Origin of the sequence: Acinetobacter sp. C26M (assembly GCF_023702675.1) — a bacterium.
Lineage (GTDB): Bacteria > Pseudomonadota > Gammaproteobacteria > Pseudomonadales > Moraxellaceae > Acinetobacter.
Genome location: NZ_CP098478.1, coordinates 3,158,129 through 3,175,796 on the forward strand (window position 1 = coordinate 3,158,129; position 17,668 = coordinate 3,175,796).

Consider the following 17,668-nt stretch of genomic DNA (forward strand, 5'->3'; position numbering starts at 1 on the left):
ATGAAGAAATTATTAATAATTTTTATATTTTATTATTCACATATTCCAAAAGGATTTAAGTCAAGTATTGCTTAATCGGCAAGTAAAATAGGTCAAGTAAAATCATCGATAAATAGGACAAAATTATCCTATTTATCAATGTTAATTGACTGAAACTTAGAACTTAAATTCTAAACCAGTACCCGCAATCGGTTGCTTATCTTTAGCACTTGCTTGCTCGAATGTTGAATATCCAGCATAACCATAGACTTTCACTTGTTTGTTAAATGAATAATCTGTTCCTAACAAAAGTTGTTTGGCATCGAAGTCCTCATTACCATTGTTAAAACTGGTGCTGTTTTGGCTATATTGCCCTTTCACGGTCCACTTAGATTGATTCGGTAGCTTATATTCCGCACCAATCAACCAACCTTGTGAATTATCAATACTACGGATGAATCCTTCTGGGTCTAAAGTTGTTGGATCTACAACTTTATTGCCTGGCTTATCTACAACCTTTGATGTCTGATAAAGCGCTTTTATGGCAAGTCCTTCAAGTGGCGTCAAACGACCAATGACACGTACAGTATTCGCTGCCGCAAACACCTCATCCACTTGCGTTTCTGTTTCTGCTGCATTCAATAAGCCATGCCCTAAGAAATCACTTGGAATCGCTTTGTCATAACCGACACCAACTAAGAATACTGGATGGCTATAGCTTAAGGATGCCGACCAAGCATCGCCTAAGCCACGCCCCGCGGTATTCACTCCACCGCGTTTATCATCTTCAATCCCGCGGCTTTCTCCTGTTGCAAGTAGAACACTTGCTTCCAAGTTACCACCGTTCAACGCAATTTCAGGGGAGTCATAAACCACTGCATTATTCACGCGATTTTCACCTGTCATAATGCCTGTGATATCTGCTTTATTACTAATATAATTATTAAAACTATCAACAGGGCTCGATAAATCTTTTAACGGTGTATTATGTTTACCGATTTTGACTGTACCAAAACGATCATCTTTCAACCCGACAAAACGGTTACGTTGCGACCAATCAGTTTTATCACCATCTGCATAAAATGCCCATTCCGCCAAATAAACCGCACTTAAATTTTCGGTTAATTTTTCCTCGCCTTTAATTCCGACAAACGAACTATTGCTATTTACTTTCCAAACATCATGATCTGCCGAATTTGCATTTTTTTCTGGTAGATAATCAATACTTGCATCAATTTCTCCATAAAATTTTGGCGCTGCAAATGCAGAGCTTGTCGCAATACTTATCATCGTCGCGAGTACAATTTTCATCTTCATTGTTATGTTCCTAACCATCTAAAAAAGTGTAAAAAATCCCTATTTCGCTATATTTCAAGCAAAATTTTAAATTAAGTGGGAATGCGTAAATAAGTATGCTTTTATATTCTCATGAATATAAAAGCATTATAACAAATTGATTTACATATTATAAAATGGAAATACACCGAATATTAAGGCACTACCCATCAACACGCAGCAGGTAATAAATGCCCATTTCAAAGTGAATTTCTGATGATCACCCATTTCTACAGCAGCCAAACCACATAACAAATATGTTGAAGGAACTAAAGGTGATAACAAGTGAATCGGTTGTCCAATAATCGACGCACGTGCAATTTCAACTGGTGCAATGCCATAATGCGATGCAGCTTCTGCAAGAATCGGTAAAACACCGAAATAAAAGGCATCATTAGACATAAAGAAGGTTAAAGGCATACTCAAAACACCCGTAATCGGTGCCAAATAAGGTCCCATGCTTGGTGGAATCACAGCAACAAACCCTTTAGACATCGCTTCAACCATGCCTGTACCCGATAAAATTCCTGTAAAGACACCTGCAGCAAAGATCACACCAACAACTGCTAGTACACTATCCGCATGCATGGCAATCCGTTTTTTCTGCATGTTGACGCATGGATAATTCACGACTAAAGCAATACAGAAACCGAGCATGAACAGGATAGACATTGGTAAAATCCCTTTCACCAAAGAAGCCATTAAAACTAAGGTCAAAATACCGTTAAACCAACGTAAATGAGGACGTTGTGCTTCAGGATCTTTTGAGATCGAAATATCATCCGCATGGCTAATATCGACCAGCTCAATCACACCTAAGCGTTTGCGCTCGTACATGCCATACAGATAGGCCAAGAAGAATAACCAAGCAGCCGCCACAATCATCGATGGAATCATTGGAATAAACACTTCACTGGCATCAACTTGTAATGCACTGGCAGCACGGGCTGTTGGTCCACCCCATGGCGTCAAATTCATCACACCACTACAAAGCAACATCAAACAGGTCATAATCAGTGGATTCATGCCTACACGTTTATACAAGGGCATCATTGCAGCCACACAGATCATATACGTGGTTGAACCATCACCATCTAAAGAGACCAATAATGTTAGAAAAACTGTACCTAAAGTGATTTTTAATGGATCGCCTTTTACTTTCTTTAAAATCCATCTTACCGAAGGGTCAAATAACCCCGAATCAATCATTAATGCAAAATATAAAATAGCGAAAAGAAGCATGACGCCTGTTGGTGCGAGCTTTTTAATACCCTCTAACATGGTATTGCCAAGTTCGGCCAATTGAATATGACTTAAGCTGTCAAAATAAAAACCTAAGCCCCAAGCGATAATAGCAAATATGAATGGGATTAAAATTAATGCAACTAATGCACTGAGACGTTTTGACATGATCAAATACATAAAGCACATGATCATGCTGATACCTAAAAAAGTCAGCATTGAATGCAATCCTTAGCATAATAAGTTTTTTTAATGGGTAGACCCTACCCTAATCCAGCACAGATTCTATGCGATTTAACTTTAGGTAATTCATTTAATTTAATTATATAACCAACACACCCATTCACATGAAAAATACCTTAAAAGTATGCAAATATACTTTTAATTGTAAGACTTTAATTATTAATATATTTTTAATAAAAAATTTAGATCAATCGATCAAAACACCTGAACAATAACCAATCAAAATGCTATATATTTAAAATATCAATGCAATATTATGGTGCATTTTTTGATTAAAAAATAACATTTTCAATTAAATGATAATTAAAATAAATATCATTCATTTATAAAACTTCTATTCAAGTTAAAATAAACATCTGTCTATTATCACTTCAACAATTATAACAATCATTATTATCCTGCGATATTAAAGTTAAATTAAAAAATTCATATTTTGAGAATAAAACCTATTTTTTAAACTAAATTATCTTATTTTTATCCGCTCGATATTCATTTGGTGAAATCCCAACCCAATTACGATAGGCTTTCCTAAAATTTGATGTATCAGAAAATCCTAAGCGTTCTGCAATTTCATCAATGCTCAAACTTGTTGCCAAATATTCATCTGCAAGTCGCCTTCTGGTACTGTCTAAAATCTCTTGATAACTGACTTCCGCATCTGCTAAACGGCGGTATAAAGTTCGCTTGGATAAATGCAATTGATCTGCAATCTCTTGTGCAGTTGGAAAGCTGCCTACCGCATCTAATAAGATCAGACGAATCGTACGAACTAAATCGGGTTCTTGTTGATCATCATCGCTACCCAGCATCCTTTCACAAAAAGACTGACACATATCAGCAGTAATCGGATTGGCATTGGGGCAAGGCTTCTCTAGCCAATCAAGATCAAAATGCCATTGCATTACGTCAGTATCAAACTCAACTGGACAACGAAAAACCTTTTCATATTCACCTGCATAGTCAGGTGCAGGATAAGGAAGTAACAATTTTTTCGCTTGAAATGGTGCTTCTAATACACACTCAATTAGGGTCTGCATTGAACTAAACCAAAACTCACATACCAAAGGCAATAATTTACCGAGCGCGATAATTTCATGACCTTCAAAAATGGCAACTTGCTTTTGGATCGAAAAGGTTTTCTTGAGAACTGGCGCCGCAAGTTTGATATGGCGAATCCCAAACTCTACCGCCTGCTGGAAATTACGAGAGGAATACAGTGCATAACCATAGACCCCAAAGTCCGAAAGGCGCTGTTTTTGCCCAGCTCGTATACCAATAAGCGGATCTTTTGATAAACGCTGAATCGTTTGAAAAAGTTGTAATTTTTGATAGGGGGAGATATGAGAAGCCGCACTATTTAGTGCATCTTGAGAAATTCCTGTACCCGTTAAAATCTCCTCCAAGCGATAGCCTTGCTGTTGCATAGCCTCCAGTAGACTAGTTAGACCTAAAATCGGTGTGCCTTGACCCAACTCTTTTTGATCATAACGCGCTTCGACTCGTACTGGAATAAGATCCTGTTTACGCATTTTTTCACCTCATCCCTTGAGTGATGATGCATAATGGCACTAAATTACTCTTTGTTGTCTCAATTTAACATCGACTACAAATCTCATCAATCATAAAGTCTATTCTACTAATAAGCATGAAAGGAGCAACAATGACACTTTCAACTTCACAACCATTCAGTGATCCTGCAACCGAACATATGTATTCTGTGTTTAATCAACAGCGTGCTGCTTTTGATGCTCAGCCCTACCCAGATCTTGATAATCGACGTACAAAATTATTGCAAATAAAAAAACAAATTATCCGTTATCAAGATGTGATTGCGACTGCAATTAATAGTGACTTTAGTTCACGCTCGGTAGATGAATCTAAACTGCTTGATTTGCTCGGCTCCGTACTCGAAGCAGATCATGCGATTCGCCATTTACGCCGTTGGATGCGGCCAAGTAAACGTCATACTGAATTGCTATTTTTATCGAATCGCCTACGTGTGCAATACCAGCCTAAAGGTGTAGTAGGTGTTATTGTTCCTTGGAACTTCCCTGTTTATTTAGCCTTGGGGCCATTAATTGCTGCAATTGCAGCGGGCAATCGGGTGATGATCAAACTACCTGAAGTGACTCCAGCAACCAATGCTGTGGTTAAACGAATGCTAGCTGAAATTTTTAGTGAAGATGAGGTTGCTGTTTTTGGTGAAGAGATCCTTGATCCAGCACAATTTACCTCGCTGCCATTCAACCATATTGTATTTACAGGTTCACCAGCGATTGGTCGAGTGGTGATGCGTGCAGCCGCAGATAATTTAACCCCAGTCACCTTAGAACTTGGCGGTAAGTCCCCTGCTTTAGTCAGCCGCAACTATCCGCTTGCTGATGCAGCAAAACGCGTTCTACATGGTAAAGCGACCAACTGTGGTCAAATCTGTGTTGCGCCCGACTATGCACTGGTGCCAAAAGAAAAAATCGATCAATTCGTTGCAGAATGCCAAGCGAATTTCACTGCGATGTATGGCAATAATATTAGCCAAAACACAAACTACACGTCGATTGTGAATGATCGTCATCTAAAACGGTTGCTTGATATCTTGGATGATGCCAAAGCCAAAGGTGCTCAAATCATTGCATGTGGTGAATATGATCGAGATAAAGATGCACGTCGTATGCCTATACATATCGTACTGAATTGCACAGCAGATATGCGGATTCTAAAAGAAGAACTATTTGGTCCAGTTTTACCTGTGGTTGCTTACGGTACAGTGGATGATGCAATTCAATATATTCAAGCGGGCGAACGACCATTGGCCTTATACCTCTTTACCCACGATGCCAATGAACGTGATTATGTCTTAAAACAAACCCATTCAGGTGGTGTGACTTTAAACGATTGGGGTTGGCATGTGGTCAACCATGATGCACCATTTGGTGGTATTGGTAACTCTGGCATGGGGACATATCATGGAGAAGAAGGTTTCCGTGAGCTCTCCCATGCAAAAACTGTTTTTGCACGTCATCGCTTCTTCCCAACTCAATTGTTCTATCCTCCATACGGTACTTGGGTACAAAAATTGGCTTTACGTTTCTTCTTGAAACAAGGTGATCCAAATATTAAATAAGATTTAATATTAAAAAAGCCTCTTGTTGAGGCTTTTTTAATATGCAGATGACAATGGATTACTTCACAACACCATCTTGTTGATATTTAGGTGAACGAGGTCCGTAGAGCAAGCCCAGGCCGGGGTTGTGCTGCGTTGGTGTAAATAATTGGGTATTTACAATCGCTGCCAAAGGATAAGCACGATCATTTAAGCTACCCGCAATCTGTTCAACCAATGCGCCAACAAGTGCAGTGAGTAAATCATTATTACCGCTATTGCTGGATTGAACGGCTTTCTTCTCACCAGTCCAAAGTGTCTCATTGGTTTTTAAATCAACCAGTTTTGCCTCTACACTAACTGCCGCAACACTTTGAATGACTTGATACTTGGAACCATATTCTTTAATTCGAATATAAAGTGCAGCATCAGCACCAAAAATTTCCTGTAATTTCTGTGGCGAGATGCTTTGAGCATCATGACCATTGGTCACGCCGTTCTCTTTAAACATTGAGTCGACAACAGAAATTGGAAAGACATAGTAACCCGCTTCGGCAACTGGTGTGATCACAGTCGGCCAATAGCTATAAGTTGCTTTTACATCTGGAGAATCATTGACAGGTGGTAATATCAAAATTGATTTTGGCATATGCTGTTTATAAGCAGTCATATCTTTATTGACTACAGGAGAAGATGCACATCCTGTGAGTAACAGACCAGTGATGACAAGACTCGAAATTATACACTGCTTGATCATGACTTGCCCGATCCTACATTTGCACTCATTTTCTGTAATAAGCGATCCATTAATACCGTTGACTCAGGATAAACCTGTCGCTCTAACTGAAAATATTCAGTTGCTTTTTGCGCATTATTTTCCTGCAAATATAACAAGCCCAGATGTGCATATAGACCAGGTGGGACTGCAAGATTTTTGCCTTTGGCTTTTTCTATTTCAGCTTCCAACTTGGTTATTTGTGCATTCGGCATCGCTTTTTCTGGTGCGTTATACATCAAATAGGTCTGCTGTGTATAAGAGCCCCAACTATATAAAGGTTGAGGCCCCGCAGCACAGCCAACCAAGCCGATCGTGATTAGACTGGTCAACAGAATTTTTTTCATTTCTACAACAATCCAAGCTTATTGAGCAGTCCAACGATTATTCTGGATATCAGTCACTAAGTTATTCACTGCTTCACGTACAGCCAAGTCGAGAACTTTACCGTTTAAGGTCGAATCATAAGAGGCTGTAGAACCAAAACCCAGTACTTCACGAGCACTTAAGGCATACTCACCCGCACCTTGTACTGAATGTACAATTTCTGAGGTCTTAACATCGACAATATTTAAATTTACTTTTGCATAGGCAACTTGTTGCTTACCGCGGCCTAAAATACCAAATAACTGTTGGTCACCCACTTCTTTACGACCAAACTCAGATACATCACCAGTAATGACATAACGAGCACCCTTAATGGTTTGGGCAGTATTGCTATAACCAACTTCTTGCTTAAGTTCGGACAAATTGTCGCGGTTTAATACAGAAAAATAGCCTGTTTGCTGTAGATGCGTTTCTAAAATAGTTTTTGCCTGTCCACCAAGACGGTCAACATTATCTGAAAATATGCCTCTCATATAGCTTGAACGATTATCAAACTTACCGATCGACACAGGTACTTTCGCCCCATTATATTTAATTTGCTGAACTGCTGCGGTCACCTGAGGGCTTTGAATCACTTTTGATGTTTCTGTGGTTGAACAGGCCATTAGACCTAAAGAACTGAATGCTGTCATCGCTAATAATTTTTTCATTTTGACTCTAGTAAGACATTAAAAAAGCCTTATAAGTATATACTAAAACAGTGATCCAACTCACCTTTTATACTTATCAGCATACACAAAAACCAATAAATAGCATTATAATACAGTGTATTACAAATACTATCACAAGCTATTCTCCAAACCTCAATCCGACTCCAGCAATCGTAAAAATATATTTAGGTGTTATTGCAGAATCTCCGATTTTGGTTCTGAGCTTTTTCACCAAGATCCTGAGATAATGAGTATCTTCTTCATGGGTAATCCCCCATAACTCGGTCATAATTTGTTTTTGTGTCACAATCTTGCCCTGATGGCGAATCAATAAAGCCAACAATTGAAATTCTTTTTTGGTCAAGGCGATTTCTTCACCACCCAGCTTGGCTGTATGCTCAGCAACATCAATACACAGTTGCCCGTCATTAAAGACTAAATGGTGCTCCAACTGTTGTGGCATATTCCTAAACATCACTCGAATACGCGCACATAACTCCTGGATACTAAAAGGCTTGGTAACATAATCATTCGCCCCTGCATCCAATAGCTTAATTTTCTGGTTTTCATCGGGACGCGCAGATAACACAATCACAGGAATAGCAGACCATTGTCGTAACTCAATCAAAACATCCTGTCCATCCATATCTGGTAGACCAAGGTCGAGAATCAACAAATCCGCACCACGTGTCGCCAAAACCTCTAACCCTTTCATGCCATTTTCAGCTACATGAACTTGATAACCTTGGGCACGTAAGGCAATATCCAGAAACTTCCGAATTTGTGGTTCATCATCAATAATGAGAATAGATGCTTGAGAATTTAATGTTTGCGGCATAGATGATAATTTTAATCCTGATGCAGTGGTAATCGTATTCTAATTAAAGTGCCCTGACCATATGTACCTGCCAAAGCTTCAATACTCCCCATATGCGCCCCAATAATCGCTTTGACAATTGCAAGACCTAATCCAGTGCCTGTTTTACCGCGATCCCCACGTTGCATGGTATAGAACATATCAAAGATTTGCTCTCGCTCCTCTTCTGGAATGCCAACACCTTGGTCAATAATATCAATCTGAAGATCACCTTCATCCTGTTGGATCCGTACTTCAATTGGCACATTATCAGGTGAAAACTTAGCTGCATTTTCTAGCACATTAAATATCGCTTGCTCAATCAAAGCAGGATGGACATACAATTGTGGTAAATCTTGTTTTATTGCTACATCAATGTTGACCTTAGGCTGATAACGTTTAAGTCGCTGCGTGGCAGAACCAATCAGCTCTTCTACCCCAATCCAGTCCCGACTTAAGCTTAAACCTTGATGACCTAATCGGGTCATATCCAGTAAATTTTGAATATAGCGATCCAGCCGTTCACCTTCAACATGAATGGTATCCAGTAAACTTTCTCGATCCGCTTCAGACATTTGCTCGCCATAGTATTTCAGGCTGTCTGCTGAACCAATCATTGCAGCCAACGGTGAACGTAAATCATGGGAAACAGATGAAAGTAAAGCTGAACGTAACTTTTCAGTTTCAGCAACTACGCGGGAGTTTTCCAACTGTAAAGACAACTGTACGCGAGAAGCGGTTTGAGCAATATCATCAATCATTAACTCAGCTAAACGCTGCTGCTCAAAACTAATGCTATCTGTATTTTGATTAAATCGAATAGCGATAACACCATAGTCCCCCACCAAATTCAGTGGATTAAACCACCATGCTGATTGAGTTAAAGTATTGGTAAAACGTCCACATGGTTTGGCATTTTTCTGAGTCCAATTTGCCGCAATTTGATCTTTTTCATTAAATAAACGGCTATCCCCTAATTCCTTTGTTCCAATTCTTAGCCAAACTGTTGCATTTAAAGAGCTTTCTAAATGTTGCTTGGCGATATTCAAAACTTGTTCAATATCGACACAACTGGATAGTTTCCGTTCCAATTCCTGCATTTGTAAGGAAACTGAATTCGCTGCACGTAAACTCAATACTTGAGCGCGTAATTGATTGGCTAAACGCCCCACCAACAATGCTGAAATGATAAAGATGATAATCGTCATCACCCCACGCTCTGCACTAATTCGAAGTGTAAATCGTGGTTCAATAAAGAAATAGTTATACAGCAAGAAGCAAATCACGACACTTAGAATAGTGATGAACATCCGTGCTCGCATCGCCACAATAAGTACGGTGACCACAAAAATTAAAGCCAGCTCGCTATAACCAATAAAATGATCACTCACGGTTGCGGTAATCAATCCCAACAAAACGATCAGAATACTTTCGATCATCTCACGTGGGTTAAATGCTAAACTTTGCTCGAACCAAGAAGAACGAGCACTATCTAGCTGTGGTTTAGCCTCATTATTGTTTTTAACTTTTAAGGGTTGAACAAATGTGATCTCAAATGGATGCTGTTTTTCTAACAGTTGATCCGCAATATGATCTGAGAATAAACGCTGCCACAACGATTTTTTAGGGCTTTTCCCCAATAAAATATTAGACGCACCATAATCATAAGCTGCTTGTAAAATAGTCGATGCAATATGATTGCTATAGAGTAAATAAGTATCTGCACCAAGTTTTCTTGCCAGATTAAAGGCCTTCGTCACAGCAAAGACTTGTGTATTCGAATTCTGACTTTTTTGGATTGAAATTACACTCCAGATTGCATTACGTCTTTCTGCAATACGATGTGCTCGTCGGACTAAATCTTCGGAAAACTCTGAACCATCAATCGCCAACATTACATGATTTTGAATAGGGATAATCTGTCCTTGGGCAACAAACTTTTCCCGATAATCAATTTCAACCTGCCCTGCAACTGTTTGAATCGCCAAATCACGTAAAGCGGTTAAATGTGCAGGTTTAAAAAAGCCTTGTAATGCGTGTGGTGCAACATCTGCCAAATAAATCTTGCCGTGCTGCATTCGTTCCAACAGCTCTGGAACAGGCAAATCAACCAGACGGATATCTTTCAAGCGTTTTAATAACGCATCGGGAACCGTTTCGCTGACCCGAATGCCCGTGATTTGATAAACCACATCATTCAGGCTTTCTAAATGCTGAATATTTAAAGTGCTATACACATCAATGCCTGCATCCAGCAACTCATTCACATCCTGCCAGCGATATTCATGTCGGCTATTGGGTACATTACGATGCGCGAGTTCATCCACCAAAACAATTTCAGGTTTTAATTTAAGAATTTGATCAAGATCCATCTCCTCCAAAATTCGACCTTGATACTCCACAGCTTTCCTTGGAACAACATTGAGTCCTTGAATTAAACGCTCAGTATCAGATCGACCGTGAGTTTCAACCACCCCAACCATCACATGTTGCCCTTGCTGCATCAATTCATGTGCTCGAGTCAGCATGGCATAGGTTTTACCCACCCCTGGTGCTGCACCCAAGAAAATGGTCAAACGTCCAGACTGTTCACGCTGACTATGAGCCAACCATGCATCTGCTTTATGATTACGGTCAATCTGCATAAGTGCGCTCTATTAATGAGGTTTAGACGACAATTGATCTAAGGCTAGATTCAACTGTAAAACGTTGACTCGAGCTTGCCCATAGAGATTGAACTGAGCAGGCTGAGTCTGTTGTTGCACTAAATCTCGCAGTTGCTGTTCAGGTAAATGACGTTGTTCTGCCACACGTTTCACTTGTAATAATGCACTCTCAGGTGAAATATCAGGATCAATCCCACTGCCTGATGCCGTGACTATATCGTTAGGTACCTGCTGCTCTGAAACATGATTATTGTGAGCAAATTGCACTGTTCTTTCCTTAATTTGTTTTTGTAAGTCAGGATTAGAAACCGCCAAATTACTTCCCGCCATCCCATCGACATTGTAACTTACCGCACTTGGGCGACCATGAAAATATTGTTCACTGACAAAGTTTTGCCCCACCAAACTTGAACCAACAATTTTGCCATCCAGTTCAATCAAACTGCCATTAGCCTGCTTCGGAAAAATCAACTGCGCAATAGACACACTAACGGTAGAGTACAGCAACCCTGCAATTAAGAAACCCACAGCTGTCAGCCCAAGACTAGGACCTAAGACCGAATGCCCTTGACCTGATAATGTCAAGTCATGTTGATTCAATTGCTCATGATTCAATAAAGTATTCATTTCCAACTCCTAAATCCACAATGACACAATAAGGTCAATTAACTTGATCGCAATAAACGGAAAGATCACACCACCTACACCGTAAATCAGCATATTACGGCGTAACAATTGCAAAGCACTCGCTGGCTTGAACTGCACACCTCTTAATGCCAATGGAATCAGCATCGGAATAATCAAGGCATTAAAGATCAATGCAGAAATTACTGCACTGCTTGGACTACCCAATTGCAAAATATTCAGTACCCCAAGTTCAGGAATTGCTACTGCAAACAGCGCAGGTAAGATCACAAAGTATTTAGAAACGTCATTGGCTAAAGAGAATGTGGTTAATGCACCACGAGTAATCAATTGCTGCTTCCCAATTTCGACCACATCAAGCAATTTAGTTGGATCAGAATCCAAGTCCACCATATTGCCTGCTTCTTTCGCAGCCTGAGTGCCTGAGTTCATGGCTAGGCCAATATCCGCCTGAGCCAAAGCAGGAGCATCATTGGTACCATCCCCCACCATCGCGACCAGTTTACCTGCAGCTTGTTCATTACGAATACAGGCCAATTTATCTTCAGGTCTTGCCTCAGCAATATAATCATCTACACCTGCTTCAGCAGCAATTGCTGCGGCAGTCAGCGGATTATCCCCTGTGACCATAATGGTTTTGATGCCCATCTCACGTAACTGTGCAAACCGTTCTTTAATGCCTTGTTTGATTACATCCGAGAGTTCAATTACCCCTAAAATACTGTGATTCGAAGCTACTACGAGTGGTGTCGCACCTTTAGAGGCGATTTGTTCAACACGAGTTTTAAGTTCAATGTTGTCTTTGATCTCTTGATTGGTAAATTTAAGAATAGCATCGACAGCACCTTTACGAATCTTTTGTCCGGTCACCAAGTCCACCCCAGATAATCGTGTCGATGCACTAAACTGAATGAATTCGGCATCTTGAGGTTCACGAATGTTCTCGCCCATTTCTTTACCCAAACTCACCACGGATTTACCTTCAGGGGTTGGGTCAGCAAATGAAGTTAACATCGCTGCTTGGCGTAACTCGGTTGGAGTCACACCTGCCAATGGATAAAAAGCAGTGGCCTGACGGTCGCCATAGGTGATCGTGCCTGTTTTATCCAACAACAACACATCAATATCACCGGCAACCTCAACCGCTTTCCCTGATTTAGCCAAGACATTGGCTTTTAAAGCACGGTTCATCCCAGCGATCCCAATTGCAGGTAATAAGCCCCCAATCGTAGTTGGAATCAAACATACCAACAGCGCAATCAGTAAAACCATACTGATTTTGATTCCCACCATTGAGCCAATAAATGGTAATGTCGCTACCACCACAATAAAGGTAATAGTCATGATATTAAGCAAAATACTTAACGCGATCTCATTTGGTGTTTTCTGACGGTTTGCACCTTCAACCAAGGCAATCATACGGTCTAGAAAGCTATGACCAGCTTCATTACTGACCCGAATAATAATTTCATCTGACAAAACTTTAGTACCACCAATCACACCTGAACGATCAGTGTTGGCTTCACGCAATACAGGTGCAGACTCACCAGTAACTGCCGACTCATTGATGGTGGCAAAACCTTGAATAATCTCCCCATCTGCTGGAACAATCTCACCAGCTTTGACAATCACCAAATCATCTTTTTTGAGTAGATTGGCAGAAATCGTATTCGGTACTGCATCTAAATCTAAAATACGATTTGCTGTTAAGTTTTCACGTGCCTGACGCAATGATGCTGCTTGTCCTCGACCTTTGGCTTCTGCGACCGCTTCTGCATAATTCGCAAATAAGACGGTCACCAATAAAATTAAGCTCAGCAATAAACCAAAACCTAAGCTAGTGCTCCCCATCAAAGTGGCCGCAATAGTCAAAACGGTTCCGACCCAGACACATGCCATAACAGGATTTTTAAAAGCATATTGTGGCAACAGTTTATGAAAAGTTTGCTGAATAATTTCTTTATTCAAAATATCCATCTGTTGTGTCGCATTTGAATGTTTCATTGTGCTTGCTCCACACTTAAACTTTTATCGATAAATAGTCAGCAATTGGTCCAATCACCAACACCGGCATGAATTGCAATAAGGTGAGAATCAACACGATCCCGATCAAGGTCAAAGCAAATGTCGGTGATTCAATGTGTAATGAACCTTTGCTTTCCGCTGCTTGAGCTTTGGTTGCTAAACTGACTGCAATCAAGACTGGAATGATTAGCACGCTATAACGCCCTGCTAATAAAGCGATACTGGCACTGAGATTCCACCATAGGGTGTTATCGCCTAAACCTTCAAAACCAGAGCCATTGTTTGCGTAAGCTGAAACATATTCATAAAACACTTGGCTAATCCCATGGAATGCTGGATTTGAATTCCCTGTAATTGCTGGGAATGCAATTGCGATTGCAGTCAAACCAAGAATCACCACAGGCTGTAATAGAATCACAAGCGCTAACAACTTAATTTCAGTGACTTCAATTTTTCGACCAAACAATTCAGGGGTACGCCCTGTCATCAAGCCTGCGATAAAGACAGCAAGAAACAGGTAAATAAAGAACTGCAATAAGCCACAACCAATCCCGCCCCAAATGGCATTAATCAGCATATTGCACAGCTCAACCAATCCTGTCAGTGGTGAGGCTGAATCATGCATCATATTGACCGAGCCATTATTGACTTGTGTGGTCAAACTTCCCCACAGGGCAGATGCTTCAACACCAAAGCGAAGCTCTTTCCCCTCCATCAACGCTGTGTTTGAAATTAACGAAGATTTTTCAGTCCACAAGGTTAATAAGGTTGAAGCCAATGACATCAGCAACATGGTGCCAAAAATCATCCACATCAATTTCTTACGCTGGATAAAGCGTCCAACCATAAATACTGCTGACAATGGAATAAGTAAGATCGCAATCATCTCAATCACATTCGATAACGGCGTTGGGTTTTCTAACGGCACACTGCTATTTGGCCCATACCAGCCGCCACCATTACTACCCAGTTGTTTAATCGCGACCATTGGCGCAACAGGACCAAGTGGAATATGTTGTGTTTGTACCTCAGAGCTTTGATCTAAGACCTGTGCTGTCGGGCCAGCAGATAATGTTGCTGGAACACCTTGAAAGGTCAGTAACAAAGAAAAAATAAGTCCTAATGGAATGAAGAATCTAAATAATGGTCGAATGATATCCATCCAATAATTACCTAGATTAATCTGATTCCAATTCTTTTGATCTGAATCTTCTGTTTGACGTGATTGCAGGAACAAAGCTCGTAACATTGCAACCAATAAAGCAAGCCCAACAATTGGAGACAAATATTGCAGCCCAACGATTACCGTCATTTGTGATAAATACGACAGTTGAGCCTGTCCTGAGTAATGTTGCTGGTTGGTATTGGTCAGGAATGAAATAGTGGTATGTAATGCCAAATCCCAGTTCATATTGGGAATATGATCAGGATTCAGTGGCAACCATGCTTGAGTCATTAAAACGGTAACGCTAGCGCCCAGCAATAAAACGTTACTGAGTAGGAAAGCAGCAAGATATTGCCGCCAATTCATACCGACTTGCTTCACATTTAGAACAGCATAAATCGGTTGCTCAATCCATTTAAACAATCGGTCGCTTTTCATTGGTTTTGCCTGCATCACATCCGCAAGATAAGCACCTAGCGGGTAAGCCAACAGCAATGAAAGGATAAATACAGAAATAAATTCCCACATAGCAAATGCCATTTAAAAATAGGTCAGCTTTAGTATGGAAATTGAGGACGTAAATTCTCTATATTGAAAAACGAGGGCAACGTAAATTTTACGTAAATTATTTGAATTAGATTTAAAATGCTTAAAAAATTAGCTAAAAATCAAATATGAAGAAATAAATCTCATTTTTTACAAAAAATCTTTGACCATATAAAAAACTTTTTTTCTAAAAATGCAAAAAGAAACGATTATTATTTTAAAATAATAATTTATATTTATCATTATTTTACAAATAAAAACACATATGTATATAAATTTTTTAAGATTTATTTTTATCCATTTTCATCTAATCCTTAGTACTGCTTAGTTCATTTAGAACATTTACTCTTATTTTAATTATGGTATTTTTGTTACATGAAGTTATAGCCAATCACGATAGATAACTTTTTGTTGTCAGATCATAGCTTCTTAACACTTAAGAATCTTGAAGTTCAAGGAAAGATTTACAATGAAACTAAAACATCTTAGCACTGCCATGATCTTAGCAACGCTACCTGCAACTGGAGTTTTTGCAGCTGCGTTAGACCGTTCAGGTCAATCTATGTCTGCTTTTTTACAACCGGGCAACTATTTTGAAGCCGGTCTTTCGGTTTTAGACCCAACAGTTAAAGGTCAAGAAGCGGGTACTTCATCAACGACACGTAAAATCGGCGATATGGGCGATGATTACATGTTCCCTAGCGCAGCATTAAAACTACAGCTGACTGATAATATTTCTTTTGGTCTTCTTTATGACCAACCATTTGGTGCTGATGCAAAATATACAGGTGACAATGTATTCGTATCTAGCCCAACTGACGGTGTTTTATCTGCAAAATCAATTGATGGTATTGTAACAAGCAGAGCAATTGCTGCATTGCAAGCACAAAACCTTCCTGTAAATGAACAAACCATTGCAGCTGCGAAAGCCCAAGTACAAAATACGCCTCAATTTAAGCAATTGGCTGGTGCATTAAATGCAGCTAAGAACTATCTTGGTTCTAGTACTGGTCAAAATAGTACCCAAGTTGAAGTTGATACACAAAATTTATCTATGGTTTTTGGTTTTCAACCAAATCAAAACCTTAATTTCTACGCAGGTCCTGTACTTCAAACAGTAAAAGGAAATGTAAGCCTTCGTGGTGAAGCATATAGCGTTTACAATGGTTATGATGCTGATATTAAAGAAACAACAGGTGTGGGCTGGTTAGCAGGTGCTGCTTACCAAATTCCTGAGATCGCACTTAAAGCGTCTGTAACTTACCGTTCAGAAATCGACCATGACGTAAAAATTAAAGAAGACTTATCTTTGTTAGGCTTCCCTGGATTAACAAGTGTTCTTGGTGGATTAGGACTTGATCCAAGCAAACTCACTGCTGGCCTTGCACAAGACAAGAAAACCAAAATCACAACACCTCAATCTGTTAACTTGGATTTCCAAACAGGTATCATGGCAAACACCGTTGCATTTGCCAATGTTCGTTGGGTGAACTGGAAAGATTTCTCAATCCAACCATATAAATTTGGTGTTTTATCACAACAAGTTGGTGGTTTAGTTGGTCGTCCAAATGGTTTCAACTTAGTTGAATATTCTGATGACCAATGGTCTGTAAATGCTGGTGTTGGTCGTAAACTCAATGACCAATGGGCTGGTAACGTTTCTGTAGGTTGGGATTCTGGTGCAGGCAACCCTGTAACAACTTTAGGTCCAACAGAAGGTTACTGGAATGTTGGTGTAGGTGTTCAATATAGCCCTACTCCTGCAACCTTTATCTCAGGTGGTGTGAAATACTTCTGGTTAGGCGATGCTAAAGCTCAAACTGGTGCTCAAGCAGGTGGTAATGACTATGTTGCAGACTTCCAAGATAACAAAGCAATCGCTTATGGTATGAAAATTGGTTACCGTTTCTAATTCGTTTCTATAAAAGAAAGGTCATCATCAGATGGCCTTTTTTATTGTGCTTTAATAAATAAAATCAAAACTATAGATCAATACCTAATATTCATTTCATACACTAGAACCACCAAGGTAAAACTTGAATGCTCAACTATTT

Annotated in this window: 13 protein-coding genes; 2 read left to right on the top strand and 11 right to left on the bottom strand. The window is 39.7% G+C overall.

Going from position 1 to position 17,668, the window contains the following annotated elements:
- Positions 1 to 156: 156 nt before the first annotated feature.
- From NDN11_RS14425 to NDN11_RS14435, 3 genes are all read right to left on the bottom strand, one after another.
- The gene (locus NDN11_RS14425; RefSeq protein WP_251110030.1) at positions 157 to 1,296 is read right to left on the bottom strand and encodes a porin; all 1,140 of its coding nucleotides are present in this window, start codon (positions 1,294 to 1,296) and stop codon (positions 157 to 159) included.
- Between the two features lie 141 nt (positions 1,297 to 1,437).
- Positions 1,438 to 2,775 carry a CitMHS family transporter gene (locus NDN11_RS14430; protein ID WP_167249676.1) on the bottom strand — a complete coding sequence of 446 codons (1,338 nt, stop codon included), beginning with the start codon at positions 2,773 to 2,775 and terminating at the stop codon, positions 1,438 to 1,440.
- A gap of 482 nt (positions 2,776 to 3,257) precedes the next feature.
- Positions 3,258 to 4,328 carry an AraC family transcriptional regulator gene (locus tag NDN11_RS14435; protein ID WP_251110031.1) on the bottom strand — a complete coding sequence of 357 codons (1,071 nt, stop codon included), beginning with the start codon at positions 4,326 to 4,328 and terminating at the stop codon, positions 3,258 to 3,260.
- A gap of 131 nt (positions 4,329 to 4,459) precedes the next feature.
- On the opposite strand from NDN11_RS14435, the gene NDN11_RS14440 reads away from it, so the two are divergent.
- Positions 4,460 to 5,920, top strand: coding sequence for a coniferyl aldehyde dehydrogenase (locus NDN11_RS14440; protein WP_251110032.1), 1,461 nt, complete (start codon positions 4,460 to 4,462; stop codon positions 5,918 to 5,920).
- Positions 5,921 to 5,978: 58 nt separating this feature from the next.
- Here the strand turns inward: NDN11_RS14440 and NDN11_RS14445 are convergent, their stop codons facing one another.
- The 8 genes from NDN11_RS14445 to kdpA all read right to left on the bottom strand — a co-directional run bounded on the left by NDN11_RS14445 (position 5,979) and on the right by kdpA (position 15,596).
- On the bottom strand, positions 5,979 to 6,656 hold the full coding sequence (locus NDN11_RS14445; protein ID WP_251110033.1) for a DUF799 domain-containing protein: 678 nt from the start codon (positions 6,654 to 6,656) through the stop codon (positions 5,979 to 5,981).
- Positions 6,653 to 7,021, bottom strand: a complete 369-nt coding sequence (locus NDN11_RS14450; RefSeq protein WP_251110034.1) for a DUF4810 domain-containing protein — start codon at positions 7,019 to 7,021, stop codon at positions 6,653 to 6,655. The genes NDN11_RS14445 and NDN11_RS14450 overlap by 4 nt, the downstream gene beginning before the upstream one ends.
- Before the next feature lie 18 nt (positions 7,022 to 7,039).
- A complete protein-coding gene (locus tag NDN11_RS14455; RefSeq protein WP_251110035.1) occupies positions 7,040 to 7,711 on the bottom strand; it encodes a CsgG/HfaB family protein in 672 nt (223 codons plus the stop codon).
- Between the two features lie 139 nt (positions 7,712 to 7,850).
- Positions 7,851 to 8,549, bottom strand: a complete 699-nt coding sequence (locus NDN11_RS14460) for a response regulator (RefSeq protein WP_167249688.1) — start codon at positions 8,547 to 8,549, stop codon at positions 7,851 to 7,853.
- A gap of 11 nt (positions 8,550 to 8,560) precedes the next feature.
- On the bottom strand, positions 8,561 to 11,212 hold the full coding sequence (locus tag NDN11_RS14465) for an ATP-binding protein (RefSeq protein WP_251110036.1): 2,652 nt from the start codon (positions 11,210 to 11,212) through the stop codon (positions 8,561 to 8,563).
- Between the two features lie 12 nt (positions 11,213 to 11,224).
- Positions 11,225 to 11,860 carry a potassium-transporting ATPase subunit KdpC gene (gene kdpC, locus NDN11_RS14470; protein ID WP_251110037.1) on the bottom strand — a complete coding sequence of 212 codons (636 nt, stop codon included), beginning with the start codon at positions 11,858 to 11,860 and terminating at the stop codon, positions 11,225 to 11,227.
- Positions 11,861 to 11,869: 9 nt separating this feature from the next.
- Positions 11,870 to 13,882 carry a potassium-transporting ATPase subunit KdpB gene (gene kdpB / locus NDN11_RS14475; protein ID WP_251110038.1) on the bottom strand — a complete coding sequence of 671 codons (2,013 nt, stop codon included), beginning with the start codon at positions 13,880 to 13,882 and terminating at the stop codon, positions 11,870 to 11,872.
- A 16-nt stretch (positions 13,883 to 13,898) separates the two neighbouring features.
- Positions 13,899 to 15,596, bottom strand: a complete 1,698-nt coding sequence (gene kdpA, locus NDN11_RS14480) for a potassium-transporting ATPase subunit KdpA (RefSeq protein ID WP_251110039.1) — start codon at positions 15,594 to 15,596, stop codon at positions 13,899 to 13,901.
- Positions 15,597 to 16,083: 487 nt separating this feature from the next.
- Here kdpA and NDN11_RS14485 point away from each other — a divergent pair, with 487 nt between their 5' ends.
- Positions 16,084 to 17,526 carry an OmpP1/FadL family transporter gene (locus NDN11_RS14485; RefSeq protein WP_251110040.1) on the top strand — a complete coding sequence of 481 codons (1,443 nt, stop codon included), beginning with the start codon at positions 16,084 to 16,086 and terminating at the stop codon, positions 17,524 to 17,526.
- Positions 17,527 to 17,668 lie beyond the last annotated feature (142 nt).